The 15656-nt window shown below is 37.8% G+C and carries 18 protein-coding genes and 1 riboswitch; of the genes, 8 read left to right on the forward strand and 10 right to left on the reverse strand.

The features are described 5' to 3' along the window. Positions 1–3 precede the first annotated feature (3 nt). From frr to J663_RS19735, 4 genes are all read right to left on the reverse strand, one after another. Positions 4–558 carry a ribosome recycling factor gene (gene frr / locus J663_RS01010; RefSeq protein ID WP_002115638.1) on the reverse strand — a complete coding sequence of 185 codons (555 nt, stop codon included), beginning with the start codon at positions 556–558 and terminating at the stop codon, positions 4–6. 84 nt (positions 559–642) lie between these two features. Beyond that, a complete protein-coding gene (pyrH, locus tag J663_RS01015) occupies positions 643–1371 on the reverse strand; it encodes a UMP kinase (protein WP_000852257.1) in 729 nt (242 codons plus the stop codon). Positions 1372–1422: 51 nt separating this feature from the next. Then, complete coding sequence (rimO, locus tag J663_RS01020; RefSeq protein ID WP_033847306.1) at positions 1423–2766, reverse strand: 30S ribosomal protein S12 methylthiotransferase RimO; 1344 nt, start codon at positions 2764–2766, stop codon at positions 1423–1425. A 47-nt stretch (positions 2767–2813) separates the two neighbouring features. Further along, positions 2814–3035, reverse strand: a complete 222-nt coding sequence (locus J663_RS19735) for a hypothetical protein (protein WP_033847307.1) — start codon at positions 3033–3035, stop codon at positions 2814–2816. Positions 3036–3108: 73 nt separating this feature from the next. On the opposite strand from J663_RS19735, the gene glnL reads away from it, so the two are divergent. From glnL to J663_RS01050, 5 genes are all read left to right on the forward strand, one after another. Then, positions 3109–4218 carry a nitrogen regulation protein NR(II) gene (gene glnL, locus J663_RS01030; protein ID WP_033847309.1) on the forward strand — a complete coding sequence of 370 codons (1110 nt, stop codon included), beginning with the start codon at positions 3109–3111 and terminating at the stop codon, positions 4216–4218. Further along, on the forward strand, positions 4205–5698 hold the full coding sequence (gene glnG / locus J663_RS01035; RefSeq protein ID WP_033847310.1) for a nitrogen regulation protein NR(I): 1494 nt from the start codon (positions 4205–4207) through the stop codon (positions 5696–5698). The genes glnL and glnG overlap by 14 nt, the downstream gene beginning before the upstream one ends. A 266-nt stretch (positions 5699–5964) precedes the next feature. After that, positions 5965–6618 (forward strand): TetR/AcrR family transcriptional regulator, encoded by a 654-nt coding sequence (locus J663_RS01040; RefSeq protein WP_033848018.1) that lies wholly within the window; start codon positions 5965–5967, stop codon positions 6616–6618. Positions 6619–6730: 112 nt separating this feature from the next. Beyond that, complete coding sequence (gene argF / locus J663_RS01045; protein ID WP_033847312.1) at positions 6731–7648, forward strand: ornithine carbamoyltransferase; 918 nt, start codon at positions 6731–6733, stop codon at positions 7646–7648. A gap of 192 nt (positions 7649–7840) precedes the next feature. Then, a complete protein-coding gene (locus J663_RS01050) occupies positions 7841–8365 on the forward strand; it encodes a protein tyrosine phosphatase family protein (protein WP_033847313.1) in 525 nt (174 codons plus the stop codon). Here J663_RS01050 and ispF read toward each other — a convergent pair. Then, complete coding sequence (ispF, locus tag J663_RS01055) at positions 8353–8844, reverse strand: 2-C-methyl-D-erythritol 2,4-cyclodiphosphate synthase (RefSeq protein ID WP_033847315.1); 492 nt, start codon at positions 8842–8844, stop codon at positions 8353–8355. The genes J663_RS01050 and ispF overlap by 13 nt on opposite strands. A 100-nt stretch (positions 8845–8944) precedes the next feature. Between ispF and J663_RS01060 the strand changes: the two genes are divergently transcribed. Beyond that, positions 8945–9589 carry a hypothetical protein gene (locus J663_RS01060; protein WP_033847316.1) on the forward strand — a complete coding sequence of 215 codons (645 nt, stop codon included), beginning with the start codon at positions 8945–8947 and terminating at the stop codon, positions 9587–9589. Positions 9590–9633: 44 nt separating this feature from the next. Here the strand turns inward: J663_RS01060 and J663_RS01065 are convergent, their stop codons facing one another. The 3 genes from J663_RS01065 to J663_RS01075 all read right to left on the reverse strand — a co-directional run bounded on the left by J663_RS01065 (position 9634) and on the right by J663_RS01075 (position 12470). Beyond that, positions 9634–10878 carry a D-amino acid dehydrogenase gene (locus J663_RS01065; protein WP_033847318.1) on the reverse strand — a complete coding sequence of 415 codons (1245 nt, stop codon included), beginning with the start codon at positions 10876–10878 and terminating at the stop codon, positions 9634–9636. A gap of 176 nt (positions 10879–11054) precedes the next feature. Continuing rightward, a riboswitch (glycine riboswitch) is annotated at positions 11055–11143 on the reverse strand. A 149-nt stretch (positions 11144–11292) separates the two neighbouring features. Next, positions 11293–11784: a hypothetical protein gene (locus tag J663_RS01070; RefSeq protein ID WP_002115670.1), complete on the reverse strand. Its 492-nt coding sequence runs from the start codon at positions 11782–11784 to the stop codon at positions 11293–11295. Positions 11785–12026: 242 nt separating this feature from the next. Then, complete coding sequence (locus tag J663_RS01075) at positions 12027–12470, reverse strand: BLUF domain-containing protein (RefSeq protein ID WP_005073889.1); 444 nt, start codon at positions 12468–12470, stop codon at positions 12027–12029. 228 nt (positions 12471–12698) lie between these two features. On the opposite strand from J663_RS01075, the gene J663_RS01080 reads away from it, so the two are divergent. Further along, the gene (locus tag J663_RS01080; protein ID WP_033847319.1) at positions 12699–12962 is read left to right on the forward strand and encodes a hypothetical protein; all 264 of its coding nucleotides are present in this window, start codon (positions 12699–12701) and stop codon (positions 12960–12962) included. Here J663_RS01080 and J663_RS01085 read toward each other — a convergent pair. Continuing rightward, on the reverse strand, positions 12957–13658 hold the full coding sequence (locus J663_RS01085) for an alpha/beta fold hydrolase (protein ID WP_033847321.1): 702 nt from the start codon (positions 13656–13658) through the stop codon (positions 12957–12959). The two genes, J663_RS01080 and J663_RS01085, sit on opposite strands and share 6 nt — an antisense overlap. A gap of 174 nt (positions 13659–13832) precedes the next feature. On the opposite strand from J663_RS01085, the gene J663_RS01090 reads away from it, so the two are divergent. Further along, the gene (locus tag J663_RS01090; protein ID WP_032006888.1) at positions 13833–14126 is read left to right on the forward strand and encodes a hypothetical protein; all 294 of its coding nucleotides are present in this window, start codon (positions 13833–13835) and stop codon (positions 14124–14126) included. Between the two features lie 97 nt (positions 14127–14223). On the opposite strand, the gene fumC is transcribed toward J663_RS01090, so the two are convergent. After that, positions 14224–15618, reverse strand: a complete 1395-nt coding sequence (gene fumC / locus J663_RS01095) for a class II fumarate hydratase (RefSeq protein WP_033847322.1) — start codon at positions 15616–15618, stop codon at positions 14224–14226. Positions 15619–15656: the final 38 nt, after the last annotated feature.

The raw sequence follows: 15656 nt of genomic DNA on the forward strand, positions 1-15656 counted from the left end.
AAATTAGACCTTCATCAATTCTGCTTCTTTCGCTGCAAGACGCTTGTCTACTTCTGCAACATATTTGTCAGTGATTTTCTGGATATCGTCACCTGCACGGCGCTCATCATCTTCAGAGATTTCTTTCTCTTTTAATAATGCTTTGATATCACCTAATACATCACGACGAATATTACGAATTGCAACTTTTGCATTTTCAGCTTCGCTACGCGCAATTTTTTGCATATCACGACGTGTTTCTTCAGTTAATGCAGGTAAAGGTACACGAATTGCATCCGCAGTAATCGGGTTTAAACCAAGATCACTCTCACGAATTGCCTTATCAATAGCTGAAACCATTGTACGTTCAAATGGCTGAACAAGAAGTGTACGAGAATCTTCAACACCAACGTTTGCCACTTGATTTAAAGGCACATCAGAACCGTAGTAAGGAACCATTACCCCATTTAAGATTGATGGGTGTGCACGGCCGGTACGAACTTTAGCAAACCCTAGTTCCAAAGACTCAAGAGTTTTCAACATACGCTGTTCGCTGTCTTTTTTCAGATCGTTAATCATATGATCTACCTTACTTATTTATTCAAGGATGTTTTAACAAATTTAATTTAGCGCTAGTATAAAGAGCTTTCGTCAACACGTACATTATTTAGTAACGCGTGTACCTTCTTTTTCGCCCATGACTACTGACAATAGCGCGCCTGATTTATTCATATCAAAAACTTGTAATGGCACATTATGGTCACGACATAAACAAATAGCTGTCAAATCCATAACACCAAGTTTTTCGTCCAATACCTGATCAAAGGTTAAATGATCATATTTAACCGCATCTTCGTATTTACTTGGATCTTTATTATATACGCCATCTACTTTGGTCGCTTTTAGAATTAAATTTGCTTCAATTTCAATTCCGCGTAAGCAAGCTGCCGTATCAGTCGTAAAAAATGGATTTCCTGTACCAGCAACAAAAACACAAACTTCACCTTGACTCAAGTGACGGATAGCATCACGACTTGAATAAGACTCTACTACTGTACCAATTGGTAATGCAGACATAAGGCGAGTTCTGATATTACGGCGAACCAATGCATCACGCATAGCCAAGCCATTCATTACAGTTGCAAGCATACCCATTTGATCGCCTGTTACACGACCAACCAAGCCATCCTTTTGCAACTGACTACCACGATACAAGTTACCGCCACCAACAACGATACCCACTTGCACACCCAAGCCAACTAAGTGAGCAATTGAAAGGGACATTTGATCAAGGACTTGAGCATCAATACCCATGTCTTTGTTACCTGATAATGCTTCACCAGATAGTTTTAATAAAATGCGTGAATAACGGGGGCTAATTGTTTCCGCCATGAGTTTGCTCCAAAACCTCTTAAACTGAATGCTTTTTTGAATCGTTATCGATTAAACCGACTTAATTTTAATTAACTTTGCAAATAAGTCGTATTCATCCGCATCGGTGATTTCGACTTCTAACATATCGCCTGGTTGAATCGTGCTCTTATCGATATCTTCTACAAAGACATTACCGTCAATTTCCGGAGCATCGGCATAAGAACGTGCAACAGCAACAGGATATTCATCTTCCAAACTATCGACTAATACAGTCATCGTTTGACCAATACGTTTTTGCAACTTAGCAGCAGAAATTTGTTGCTGCACTTGCATAAAGCGCTCGTAACGCTCTTGCTTAATTTCTTCAGGCACATGATCGGGTAAATCATTTGCCGTAGCGCCTTCTACTGGTGAGTAGGTAAAGCAGCCAACACGATCAAGTTCAGCTTCAACCAACCAATCGAGCAATATTTGAAAATCTTCTTCAGTTTCGCCTGGGAAACCCACTACAAATGTAGAACGAATCACAAGATCCGGGCATTTTTCACGCCACAATTTAATTTTTTCGAGTGTATTTTCACTGTGAGCCGGACGCTTCATTAACTTAAGAATGCGCGGGCTTGCATGTTGGAATGGAATATCAAGATATGGCAGGGTTTTACCTTGTGCCATTAAATCAATAACCGCATCAACATGTGGGTATGGATAAACATAATGTAAGCGCACCCAGATGCCAAGTTGACCTAGTGCTTCACACATATCAAAGAATTTTGTTTTAACAGGCTGGCCATTCCAGAAATCAAGTTTGTACTTGGTATCTACACCATAAGCTGATGTATCTTGCGAAATAACCAAGATTTCTTTAACACCTGCTCTTTTAAGCGCAGCGGCTTCTTCCAATACACTTCCAACTGGACGAGAAACAAGATCACCACGCATACTTGGGATAATACAGAAGGTACAACGATGGTTACATCCTTCAGATATTTTTAAATAGGCATAATGCTTTGGTGTTAAGCGAATTCCTTGTTCAGGAACCAAATCAACAAACGGGTTGTGTTTAGGAGGTGCCGGTACATATTCATGCACAGCTTCCATTACATCTTGATAAGCTGCTGCACCAGTAACCTTTAAAACGTTTGGATGCATTTGACGAATTTTATCTTCGTCTTTACCTAAGCACCCTGTAACGATTACTCGACCATTTTCACTCATGGCCTCGCCAATTGCATCTAGCGACTCTTGTACCGCAGATTCAATAAAACCACAGGTATTAACAACAACTAAATCAGCACCATCATAATCTGATGCAACTTGATAACCTTCAGTCTTTAACTGAGTTAAAATTCGTTCAGAATCTACCAATGCCTTAGGACAACCTAAAGAAACAAAACCGACTTTGGGGGTCTTCATGAATCTGCGCTCCACTTGAATGCGCGTATTGTATGTCTTTTCTTGTCTCAAGCATAGGTGGAAAGCCCACTCTTTGTGTAATGCACCAAAATACGACCAACATTTGCACCAAAACTCATCTTTGCACCAAGTTGGATCATGTTATTATCTATATTTAAGCCATCAGTTTTGATCAACCGATATAAAGACCGATTTAAGCGCGTTTTTAAATACTTTAAAACTTTAAAATAACCCATAAACAAAGTTGGCGTACATTTTGCATCGTTCATGTTCTATAACGGTGAAAATCCGATAACCAATGAAGATGCCATTGCGCTATTTTAAGACAGGAACGATTCGCTAATGGATCAACACAACCCTATCGACTATCGCCTATTGGTAGACAACTTAACTACTGCGATTTTATTGATCGATAGTAACTTAAACATTTTTTATTTAAATTCTGCCTGCGAAGCACTATTTGATATTAGTTTGCTTCGAGCTTCAGGACAGCCCGTTTTAAACTTACTTCATGCGCCTGATGATACTTTTAATACACATGAAGCTTTATTAAACACCATAAAAACGGGGCAACCTTATACCCGTCGAGAAGCGGTTATTAATGTCAACTTTAAAGACCTTCATGTCGATTACACAGTTTCTCAATTAAATGCTGGTAAAAGTTATCACCCATTACTCTTAATTGAGCTCAACCCGATTGATCGTATGTTAAAGATTTCCAAAGAAGAAAATCTGGTACAACAACATCAGGTCGCTAGGCAGCTTGTACGTGGCGTAGCGCACGAAATTAAGAATCCACTTGCAGGTATTCGTGGCGCAACTCAATTACTCGCTCGCAGTTTAAACGACAAGAGTTATGCTGAATTTACAGATGTCATTATTAATGAAGTAGATCGCTTAACTAACTTAGCAGATACCATGTTGGGTTCTAGGCAACTTCCAAGTTATGAAAATGTTAACGTACACGAGCCTTTGGAGCGAGTGCGTTCACTTATCGCCAACCAGACAAAGAAGAAAATTAAAATTATACGGGATTATGATTTGTCTTTACCCGATGTTAATGCCGATCGTGATCAATTAATACAAGTCATGCTCAACATTAGTGTAAACGCAATTAAAGCCATAACAGAAAACAAACCATTTTTTATAGATCACGAACCGGAGTTAATTCTACGTACACGTATACAACGACTTGTCACAATTAATGGTGTGCTGAATCGATCTACAGTGCGAGTCGATATAGAGGACAATGGACCAGGCATTCCTGAAAGTATTTTGGAGTCAGTATTCTATCCATTGGTTACTGGACGAGCAAAAGGTACTGGGCTTGGCCTGAGTATTGCACAGAATATTATGCATCAACATAACGGAATGATTGAATGCCAATCTGTTCCTGGAAAAACAATTTTTAGCTTATATTTACCTTGGGAGTCAGACCGTGTCGCGAAATAAAATATGGGTTATTGATGATGATCGCGCCATGCGATGGGTATTGGAAAAGACCTTTAAAGAGGAAGGTTTTGATGTTACCAATTTTGAAGAAGCTCAAACTGCGCTTGAACGTTTGCACCATGATGCTCCCGATGTCATCTTAACTGACATCCGCATGCCTGGAATTGATGGTTTAACTTTTTTATCTAAAGTCAAAAACACTCATCCAGATTTACCTGTCATTATTATGACAGCACATTCTGACTTAGAGTCTGCTGTATCAAGCTATCAAACGGGTGCATTTGAGTATTTACCAAAACCTTTTGATATTGATGAAGCTTTAGCTTTAGTCAATCGCGCGATCCTGCATATTAATAAACTACAACAGCAAGAAGCTACAAAAACAGCCTCACCTCTTCAATCAACAGAAATTATTGGTGAATCTCCGGCAATGCAGGAGGTTTTCCGTGCTATCGGTCGTTTATCTCAATCTCATATTACTGTTTTAATTAATGGTGAATCGGGTACGGGTAAAGAATTAGTTGCTCATGCTTTACACAAGCACTCCCCACGCCGTGCAAAGCCTTTTATCGCCTTAAATATGGCTGCGATACCAAAAGACTTGATTGAAACCGAGTTGTTTGGTCATGAAAAAGGCGCTTTCACAGGGGCGAATACTCAGCATCAAGGACGCTTTGAACAGGCAAATGGCGGAACATTGTTCCTTGATGAAATTGGTGATATGCCATTTGAAACTCAGACTCGATTGCTTCGCGTACTCGCTGACGGTGAGTTCTATCGTGTAGGTGGGCACATTCCCGTTAAAGTAGATGTTCGAATTGTGGCAGCAACGCATCAAGATTTAGAAAAGCTAGTAAATGAAGGCCGCTTCCGTGAAGACTTATATCACCGCTTAAATGTGATTCGTATTCACATTCCTAAGCTTGCCCATCGTAGTGAAGATATTCCAATGCTTGCGCAGCATTTCCTTGCGCGTGCAGGTAAAGAGCTTGGCGTAAGTCCAAAAATCTTACGCACTGAAACAACGGACTATATGCAACAGTTACCATGGCCCGGTAATGTTCGCCAACTAGAAAACACATGCCGCTGGTTAACTGTAATGATCACTGGTCGCGAAGTTTATCCAGAAGATTTACCATCAGAGCTTAAACAAGTTCCATTGCAAAAGAATAGTGATTCTGGACAACCTGCACCTTCATTTGAGCGTATTTCTCTACACCATTGGGATGAACTACTAAATCAATGGGCTATTCAAAAGCTTAAGAATGGTGAAATGAAGATTTTGGATATTGCCACACCTATGTTTGAACGCACGTTGATTAACGCAGCCTTACAACAAACACGTGGACGCAAACGTCACGCAGCAGAATTATTAGGTTGGGGTCGCAATACCTTAACACGTAAGTTAAAAGAACTTGGAATGGATTCTGCAGATGATGACGAAGAAGATGAGCACAAGGTGACTCAGACCGAAGCCTAGAAATCCGGTTATTTAACTTCAGAGCGGTTAAGTCATTCTTAGCCGCTTTGTTTTCCAATCAGATTTTTCATTAAAATATAATGTAAACATAAGGTTACATCATCAAATCCTTCCACAAACAACTCTAAGCTTATATTTTGTATTAGTTTATTTTTTGAATTAGCCACTTACTGTTCAGCATATGATCTAAAAAAATGGTTATAACCATCACTAAAGATAGTTTTGCTATACTAGATAAGCAAAGTCAGTTGTTGTTATTAAATTTTATGCATGATTCAGTCCTGGATTCACATCACCTTGCATGTGAGAAACCTCAAACACGCCGCGGTATTGAACGTCGTTTAGCCCTATTGTTAAGCGCGACCGAGCTGTTTCTAGAGAAAGGATATGATGCAGTATCTCTTGATGATATTGTCAACCATGCAGGCGGTTCTAAGGCGTCAATTTATAAGTATTTTGGCAACAAAGAAGGTCTTTTTACTGCTATTTGTGATTATAAACGTGAAATGTTTTTTAAAGATGTTTGTATTGCATTTCAACCCGAAAAAAGCACTTTAAGAGAATACCTAATTCAAACCCTCAATCGGGTTTATATTCACATCATTCAACCAGAGCATGTTGCGTTTTTACGACTTATTATCGAACAAACTGAATGTAATACTGTCCTCATACAATACCTATATGACAAATGGGTACACAATTTACAGAATACGCTTACTCAGGCATTAGAGTTTGCAGACAAATCAGGAGAAATCACATGTCCTTCTCCTTATTATTCTTCACTGATGTATTTTGGGATTTTGCGCGACATTGAATGGCGTATGATTATGGGTATGCCAGCCTTGCCAGATGAGAAAGAAGCTCTTGATTACATTGAATATTGTGTGGATATTTTTTTAAAAGGCCATCATAAAGTCTAATTCTTTTGCATTTTAAAATGCTTATAGTATAGTAGACTTCTTTTTTTCCACATCCACCCAGCCAACAACAGATAATTGTTATATTTCAAAACAATTATTATGGAGTAGCTACATGGCTCTAAGACATTTCCTGACTTTACGTGATCTATCCACTCTAGAACTTAATCGCATTTTGGAACGCGCAAGCGAGCTTAAAAAAATGCAACATGACAATAAGGTCTACCAACCTTTTGTCGGTAAAGTATTGGGAATGATTTTTGAGAAATCAAGCACACGTACACGTATCTCTTTTGAAGCAGGTATTAACCAATTTGGCGGTAGTGCGATTTTTTTATCGCCTCGTGACACACAATTAGGCCGTGGCGAACCAATCGAAGATTCAGCACGTGTAATTTCAAGTATGCTTGATATTGTGATGATTCGCACCTTTGGTCATGACATTGTTGAACGTTTTGCTTCTTATTCAAAAGTACCTGTAATTAACGGCTTAACTGATGACCACCACCCTTGCCAGTTATTAGCAGATTTACAAACATATATTGAACATCGCGGCAGCATCGAAGGCAAAACCGTTGCTTGGATTGGCGATGGTAATAATATGTGTAATTCATACATTGAAGCTGCACACATGATGGGTTTCAAACTCAAGATTGCATCGCCAAAAGGATATGAACCTAAACCTGAATTTTTAGCGGAGTTTGGTCATTGCGTTGAGCTTTATGATAATGCGGAAGATGCAGCAGTAAATGCTGACCTCATTGTGACTGATGTATGGGCAAGCATGGGGCAAGAAGAAGAACAAAAACTTCGTGAAAAAGCCTTTGCTGATTTTCAGGTTAACGAAAAATTAATGGGTCTTGCTCACCCAGACTGTTTATTTATGCACTGCTTACCTGCTCATCGTGGCGAAGAGATTTCGGAAACCATGCTCGATCATAAAAATGCAGTGGTATGGGATGAGGCAGAAAACCGTCTTCATGCTCAAAAAGCTTTAGTCGAATTTTTATTGAATGAAAATCTAAAAGCTTAAGTATTTAGAAAAAAACAGCATCTTTATGATGCTGTTTTTTTATTTTTATAAGACTTGTAGTTCTCTAGTTAATTATTTTTAAAATTTTGATAACGTTGTCGAATATATAAACACTCTATATTTCAACTCTGATCTAGAATCGTGTATAACATTCTACACAATAAGCTAAGCCTACTCTTGTAGAGTGCGATCATGACAACCGTTGAACAATCATTATCCCAAATTCCCACATTTTCGATTATTCATGAACATTTATTTAGTTCAGCCCAACCTTCTGTTGAACAACTAAAATTGATTAAAGAGTATGGGTGTAGCACAGTCATTAACCTTGCTTTAACTAATGCTTCAAATCATCTTGAAAATGAAGATCGTATTTGTTTAGACCTTGGTTTAAATTACATTCATATTCCAATTGATTGGGAGATTCCTTCTGCTGAGCAGTGCTTATTAGTTTTAGATTTGATTGATCATTTAGTGCAAAGTGAAATTGTTTGGATACATTGTGCCAAAAATAAACGTGTAAGTTGCCTTATGTATGTCTATAGACAGTTTTATATGAATATGGATATGCCTACGTCTCAAGATTTATTGCACGAAATTTGGGAACCTAATGAGACTTGGACTGGACTCATTCATAGTATTACCTTACAGCTACAAGGCCGTAAGGCAACTCTAGAACTTCAGCAATCTTTGCAACAGGCCGATCATTTAGTGTGATGAGAGACTAAAACAGTCGCTGTTGCCAAAATACCTTCTTGACGACCGGTAAATCCTAGTTTTTCGGTTGTCGTTGCTTTAATGCTAATTTGATTAATATCTAAATTTAGAACGTCAGCAATGCTTTGACGCATTTCTAAATTATGCTTAGCTAATTTTGGACGCTCACAAGCCACCGTAATATCGGCATTATTTAACTGATATCCGCGGTCTAAAATTAATTGATAAACATGCTTTAACAATATTCGGCTATCTGCGCCTTTGTATTCTGGATCAGTATCAGGAAAATGCTGTCCAATATCTCCAAGCGCTAAAGCACCTAATAAAGCATCACATAGCGCATGAAGTACGACGTCACCATCCGAGTGTGCTTTCAAACCATGTGTATGTGGAATTTGAATACCCGCCAATGTAACGAAGTTCCCCTCTTCAAAGGCATGTACATCTATTCCTTGTCCAATACGAATCTGAGCAACCATATAAATTATTACCTTCCATAAAAACTTAAGAAATCTTGTATTCAGCCTTTCTGTTTCGCTATAGTACACCTAGCAAAGTAGACTGAAAGTATAAGCGATCATGCTGTCTAATACTGATATGAATCAATTGAAAAGATTAAGTTTTGTCATGACACTGAGTTGTTTATGTTCACCTCTTGTCTTTGCAGAATCAATAGACTGTTCCAATACTGGAACTGAGCTTAAAATCTGCTCAAAAACATTTAGTGAATCAAGAAAGCAACTCAATAATAAATATCTTTCTGCATATTTAGTTACTGATGCCCCCTTACAGCTTTTACAGGATACACAAAAGTTATGGTCTAAACATACTCAGCAATGCAAGAGCAATACATGCATTCAACAACAGTTTGATTTACGTACTGATGACTTAAATTTTTATGCGTCGCTTAAGCAAACGCTTACCCAACATTATCTTAAGTTTGAGGATGGACATATAGCCGCTCAGCCTGTACACATTCAAGTCCATCAACTCGCGAAAGACAAAATCAAGATTGAAGGGATAGCATACCGCAACCCAAATAATCGCAAAGAAACTCAAACGATTTCATTGATGGCGTATAGTTCGCCTGAACAAAAAAGTGAAATTTTAGACAATGAGCACAACTGTAAATATCAGTTTAATTTTCAAAAAGCTTTACTGAAGGTAAAAACTCAGCAAAAAGGCTGTGAACGTTTTAGCGGAATCTACCGCCTATATGATTAACGCTTAAAATAAAAGCCAGTGTTTGAACACTGGCTTTTTACTTTCTACGCTGGATATTTTTGAGCAATATCCTGACCGACTAAAACTGCGGTTGCCGCAGACAAAGTCCAACCTAAATGCCCATGCCCTGTATTATAAAAAACACGAGGTTGTTTAGATTGCTTAACAACAGGCAGCATATTCGGCATCATTGGTCTTAACCCTGCCCAAGGCACCACATGCTCAGTTGAAATATCAAAGTTACGATTAACCCAATTCACTAATGGTTGAATACGATCAGCCCGTATGTCGCGGTTATAGCCATTAAACTCAGCAGTCCCTGCCACACGCAGTCGATCTTTACCTAAACGAGAAGTCACAATTTTTGCACTTTCATCTAGCAAGCTCACCCAAGGAGCATTGTTTACGCTGTGCTCATCTTTTAATTGCACGGTAATTGAATAACCTTTTACTGGATACACATTTACTCGCTCACCAATCATATCGGCAAGTTGATAACTCCCTACACCACCACAAACAACAAGTACATCACCTTCTAGTTGAATGTTATCGGACTCAACCAGATAAGGATGCTCATCACTTGGCTGACAAGTTACGACTACTTTGTCTGCGCTGCACTTAATATCCATAACTTCTAGGCCGAACTTATATTGAACGCCATATTGTTTAGTCTTCTCGGCCAAAGAGGTTGAATATTTATGAATATCACCCGTCGCATCACTTGGTGTGTAATAGCCACCGAAATAGTCACCTGTCAAAGATGGTTCTATTGTTTTCATTTCATCAGGTGAAACCGAATAGCGCTCCAATGTACCTTTGTTCAATACGTTATTAACTTGTTTAGCAATCTCGTAGTCAGCCTTACTGTGATACATATGGAGGATTCCACGTTTCTCCAAATCAAACTCAAGCTGCTCTTTTTCAGCTACTTCAAATAAACGCTTACGAGCGAGCAATGCCAAACGGACCGTCTCAATCGTATTCGCTTCATAGTTTTTAATATGTGATAGAAATTCAACTAGCCAACTATACTTATGCAAACTAAATGAAGGGTTCAACAATAGAGGAGCATCTTTTTGTCTCATCCATTTAAAGCCTTTAATCACGGTAGCTTTTTGGTTCCATACTTCGGCGTTACAAGCCGATAATTGCCCTCCATTGGCAAATGATGTTTCCATTGCAGGATATAGATGTCGATCAATCACTGTGACTTGATAACCCAGTTGCGATAATTCATAAGCAGAGGTAACCCCTGTGATTCCCGCACCTATCACAATAACATGTGGCATAACAGACTCCTCAGAAATGCAAGAACATTTCATCAGTACAGCCCATCTGTCATTGGTACCTGAGAGTTTCGACCCCAACGTTACCTTTTAACGTTTAGATCTTCCCCTTCGGTGAGTTTATAATTTATAAGTTATTGTTTTCCATTCTTATAAATCTAAGCTTCTCTCCAGATTTTTTAATTATTACAGTCCTTTTGCCTGAGAGTTTCCGGGCTTGTTGCTCCTTCGGCGGGTTCTCAATGAACCTCTCTCCCGCAATAATTTTGTATTTATATAAGCAATGTATCTGCCACATTGAAAAAAACGCATTCTTTTCTTGTAAACTTTTGTATAAGCAATCTTAAAATTATAAAATATTGATTTAATTAAAAATAAAAAAGGTGAATTTTTATAAATCCACCTTTTGTACTTAAATTAGAGTTTCCCGTTGAGCACTTGGTCTGAAACCGTACCCTTCCATTGCTCACGCAAGGTTGGTAAGTAGAATTTTTCACCAATAGTGACCAGTTCAGCATCAATCAATGCATGAACTTCGTGCATAAAAATATAATCTAGAGCAACTAAAGAAAGCTGATGATTTTTTTGCGCTGTTTTCTTACGTTTTACCTGCGCTTGTTTCACTAGCTCATTTGCAAAGTTTTTATCTTTATAAGCAGTAATTGCATTTAAACGAAGCTCAATAACACCCCATCCCGCTAATAGCTTTTTAAAAACTTCAAAATCTTTTGAGGTTGATTCCCACGTTACGTTTTCTAGATCATTATCTTCAGGTAAAACTGGTAATAATAAATCCGCCGTACTTGGGAAAATCTTTTTAAGATTTAACAGAAACTTAACCGGCTGATCACTAGGATAATCATTAAATTGCACGTGTTGTTGGGTATCTGTTAAATAAATAGAGAGCATTCAAAAATCCTTAACTAAGCAGCTGTTTTTAATAATTTTATCTCTAACTTTGCGAAATACATGCAAAACAAAAAACAATATAAAAACAGGACAAGGTGGGCATTTTAACAATTATGACGGCTTATTCAACGCCAATTCGCCATTAATTAGTGAAAGTTTCAACCTTCGTGATAAAAAGCTCTCCGAAGAGAGCTTAATTTTACATAGGATAATTAAAAATCTACTGCAATTCCTGATTTTGATTAACCTTGATATTGATCAACTTTATGGTTTGGTTGATCTACAAGCAATTCAATAAAAGATGGAATAGATGTAGTGTTAAGCAGATAAGGATTAAACTCATCAACATGATGATGATGAAAGAATTCTTTTATTTTCGTGTTAATGGGAGCAAATTTCATACTCCAATGTTTAAATAGACGTTGTTCGGATGGTTCTGAAAAGATGATTTCACAGTTCTGATGTCTCGAATCTTTCAAAATTAATTTATAAAATAGCGATTCGACTTGTTCTTTCTCACCTTCTAAATACTGTAAGAAGTATCCATTACCATAGTAAAGTACTCCTGTAATATCATTATGTGAGTTGAATTTGACTGCTTCAGTGAGAATATCAATTAAATCTTGTTTTATTTGACTATGTTCACTATTGGTTTTACTTGCATACATAAAGCCTATTAAACTCATAGCGATACTCGAAGATAGATTTCACTGTACATTCTGACATTTGCACACATTTCTTACAATGTAACCTAATTAAAACCTTGTATTTCAAAAGTAAAGATTATTTTCTTTTTGAAAATGACAAACTTTAACAACCCGAAATCTTTTGTAAATTAATGCCAACTTAACAAGTTAATCAGACACTATTAATTTTAGTACAATTGAAAATTGTTTTTAATGCGTGGATGTCTAATGGAGAATCATGAAGTTATTCTTCAAGATGAACATCATAAACAGTTTAAAATTGTCAAAGTTCAAGATGTTCGTTTTGATAAGAATACCCTTAACAATAGCTATCAATGGTTATGGATATTTGATCATAGTTCGGAGTTTTTCCCATTTGAGTTATGGGATGAGCTTGATCATGCAACTGTTCATCAAAAAATCAAACTTGGCAATCAAGTTTTCAAAATTGTCAAGATTCTGACGAAGAAAACGAAAGTTAGGCCCTCATGAAAGATAAGTACTTAACCAAGTTAAAATCACTGAAACCAATGCTTTCGGCTGTTCAATCGGAATCATATGGCCCGTATTTTTAATTATCTCAAGCTTTGCATGTGGCAATTGATCTAATAATTCTATGGCTTCTTCCTTGGAGCGCAGCTGGTCCTCTGTACCAGAAATAATTAAAGTTGGACATGCGATCTTACTCATATCATAAGAGCTTCTATCTAACATCGATTGTTTAACGAACTCTTCATAACCCAAAGTTTTTCCCATTTCTTGGATTCTTTTTACAAGAGCACGATTCTGCACATTTGATGGATGAAGTGTTTTTTCAATCGATATTGAGCTTAGCCCATGGAAATTTTTCCCAGAGTTAAGTTTAATCGCCGTTAACTTTTGACTCTTCTGTTCTTCTGTATCTGAGCGTAGTGAAGACGCTATTAAAATAAGTGCCTTAACTTTTTCAGGAAATTGCTCCACTATAGATCTAGCGATATATCCTCCAAGTGAGAATCCAATCAGTACAAAGCTTTGTGGCGCATGTTCAACAATATTTTGAGCAATTTCTTTGATTGTTTGCCCTTGTTTTAAAGTAGCTCTATATATATTCCACTCTTTAGGCATTTCATCTATGAGTTCATTCCAGAGAGATTCATCAAGCATATAACCAGGAATTAAAACAACTGAAATTGGCTTTTGATTCATAAGTTTTTTAATACCTTACCTTGTAAATTATAGCTAACAGCATTTTATGCTAATAAAAAATCTATAATTAGAATATTGAAGTAAAAAATAAAATCACTATATAAATTAAACAGTATTAACTATACAAGCACGCCAGACTAAAACATTCCCTTTCTACGCTTGAAGGAGGTACACATGAAAGTTAGAGCATCACGTACGTATTCCGCTTCAGCAAATAATTATTTTATTTCCAAAGAATATGACTGTACTGTTATTCCTGTAAAAGGAATATGTTTTATAGACTCTGGTCTAACTGAGAGTGGAGTGATCCAACCAGTAGAAATTATTGAAGTGACTATAGAACCAGAAACTAACTCGTATCATGTTCTTTTAGCAGGCGATCCTCATAACTACGAAAAAGAAGAGCTAAAAAAGAAGTTTGAGACTATGAAATCTCATGGTTGGGAATATATAGAAGGCTTACTTTGATATTTTCCTATCTCAAGCTATAAGTTAGTCTCTACCTATAAAAGCCCTCAGATGAGGGCTTTTATATAAACATTAACGCTTACATTGTTTTTAGTGATTACTTACTATTTGGTGAAACCATCTTTTCAGGTTTAACTACTTCGTCAAATTGTTCCGCTGTAACCAAACCAAGCTCAACAGCGACCTGCTTCAACGTTTTATTTTCTTTATAAGCAGTCTTTGCAACTTTTGCAGAATTTTCATAGCCGATTACTGGATTTAAAGCTGTAACTAGCATCAGAGAATTATGCAAGAAGTGATCAATCTTATCGCGATTAGGCTCAATTCCCACCGCGCAGTGATCATTAAAGCTATTACATGCATCACCAAGTAACTGAATAGATTGCAATAAGTTATAAGCAATCACTGGCATAAAGACGTTTAATTCAAAGTTACCTGAAGCACCTGCTACGTTAATGGTCGTATCATTTCCAAGCACTTGCGCAACAACCATGGTCATTGCTTCACTTTGTGTTGGGTTTACTTTTCCAGGCATAATGCTTGAACCAGGCTCATTTTCTGGAATACGGATTTCACCAAAACCGCAACGCGGTCCACTTGCCAACCAACGAATATCATTCGCGATTTTGTTTAAGCTTACAGCCAAAGTTTTTAATGCACCTGATGCAAAAACAGCGGCGTCCCGTCCTGCTAGAGCTTCAAATTTATTGGGTGCAGTTACAAAAGGTAAACCTGTAAGTAGTGCAAGCTGAGCTGCTGCTTTTACTGCATAGTCAGGATGTGCATTTAATCCTGTACCTACCGCTGTGCCACCTAATGGCAACTCATATAAGCCACTCAAAGCTTGTTGTAGTCGAACCAATCCATGCTCAAGCTGTGATACGTAACCACTAAATTCTTGCCCTAAGGTTAATGGAGTAGCATCTTGCAAATGGGTGCGGCCAATTTTAACAATATCCTGAAACTCATCTGACTTTTTTTGCAAAGTCGCTTTAAGCTGCTCTATAGCAGGAATGAGCAACTCGTTAATTTGTAAACTTGCTGCCACGTGAATGGCCGTTGGAAATGAGTCATTTGTTGATTGAGCACGATTAACGTGATCATTTGGATGTACTGGTTTTTGAGCACCTAAGGCTTGCCCTAATTTCTGGTTTGCAATATTGGCAATCACTTCGTTACAGTTCATGTTGCTTTGCGTACCAGAACCTGTTTGCCAGACAACTAAAGGAAATTGGGAATCCCACTTGCCATCAATGACCTCTTCAGCAGCACCCACAATATATTGACTCAAATCTTGTGGTAGTTGTTCAAGTTCAGCATTGGTTATTGCAGCAGCCTTTTTTACCAAACCCATCGCTCGAATCATGGCACGGGGTAATCGTTCCTGCCCGATTTTAAAGTTCTGTAAGCTGCGTTGAGTCTGTGCCCCCCACAATGCTTCATTTGGAACTTCAATCTCGCCCATAGTGTCATGTTCAATTCGTGTTTGCATAGAAACCTCGGTTATCTCAATAAAGAACTCACGGGCTG

The sequence above is a fragment of the Acinetobacter sp. 826659 genome, from assembly GCF_000588515.1.
Lineage (GTDB): Bacteria > Pseudomonadota > Gammaproteobacteria > Pseudomonadales > Moraxellaceae > Acinetobacter > Acinetobacter pittii.

Excerpts from the sequence above, each read along its gene's own strand:
- J663_RS01050 (WP_033847313.1), top strand. The coding sequence starts at position 7,841 with ATGACAACCGTTGAACAATCATTATCCCAAATTCCCACATTTTCGATT.
- frr (WP_002115638.1), bottom strand. The coding sequence starts at position 558 with ATGATTAACGATCTGAAAAAAGACAGCGAACAGCGTATGTTGAAAACT.
- J663_RS19735 (WP_033847307.1), bottom strand. The coding sequence starts at position 3,035 with ATGAACGATGCAAAATGTACGCCAACTTTGTTTATGGGTTATTTTAAA.
- J663_RS01040 (WP_033848018.1), top strand. The coding sequence starts at position 5,965 with ATGCATGATTCAGTCCTGGATTCACATCACCTTGCATGTGAGAAACCT.
- J663_RS01075 (WP_005073889.1), bottom strand. The coding sequence starts at position 12,470 with ATGAGTTTAATAGGCTTTATGTATGCAAGTAAAACCAATAGTGAACAT.
- argF (WP_033847312.1), top strand. The coding sequence starts at position 6,731 with ATGGCTCTAAGACATTTCCTGACTTTACGTGATCTATCCACTCTAGAA.
- pyrH (WP_000852257.1), bottom strand. The coding sequence starts at position 1,371 with ATGGCGGAAACAATTAGCCCCCGTTATTCACGCATTTTATTAAAACTA.
- J663_RS01090 (WP_032006888.1), top strand. The coding sequence starts at position 13,833 with ATGAAAGTTAGAGCATCACGTACGTATTCCGCTTCAGCAAATAATTAT.
- J663_RS01060 (WP_033847316.1), top strand. The coding sequence starts at position 8,945 with ATGCTGTCTAATACTGATATGAATCAATTGAAAAGATTAAGTTTTGTC.
- J663_RS01065 (WP_033847318.1), bottom strand. The coding sequence starts at position 10,878 with ATGCCACATGTTATTGTGATAGGTGCGGGAATCACAGGGGTTACCTCT.
- J663_RS01080 (WP_033847319.1), top strand. The coding sequence starts at position 12,699 with ATGGAGAATCATGAAGTTATTCTTCAAGATGAACATCATAAACAGTTT.
- rimO (WP_033847306.1), bottom strand. The coding sequence starts at position 2,766 with ATGAAGACCCCCAAAGTCGGTTTTGTTTCTTTAGGTTGTCCTAAGGCA.
- fumC (WP_033847322.1), bottom strand. The coding sequence starts at position 15,618 with ATGCAAACACGAATTGAACATGACACTATGGGCGAGATTGAAGTTCCA.
- J663_RS01070 (WP_002115670.1), bottom strand. The coding sequence starts at position 11,784 with ATGCTCTCTATTTATTTAACAGATACCCAACAACACGTGCAATTTAAT.
- J663_RS01085 (WP_033847321.1), bottom strand. The coding sequence starts at position 13,658 with ATGAATCAAAAGCCAATTTCAGTTGTTTTAATTCCTGGTTATATGCTT.
- ispF (WP_033847315.1), bottom strand. The coding sequence starts at position 8,844 with ATGGTTGCTCAGATTCGTATTGGACAAGGAATAGATGTACATGCCTTT.
- glnL (WP_033847309.1), top strand. The coding sequence starts at position 3,109 with ATGGATCAACACAACCCTATCGACTATCGCCTATTGGTAGACAACTTA.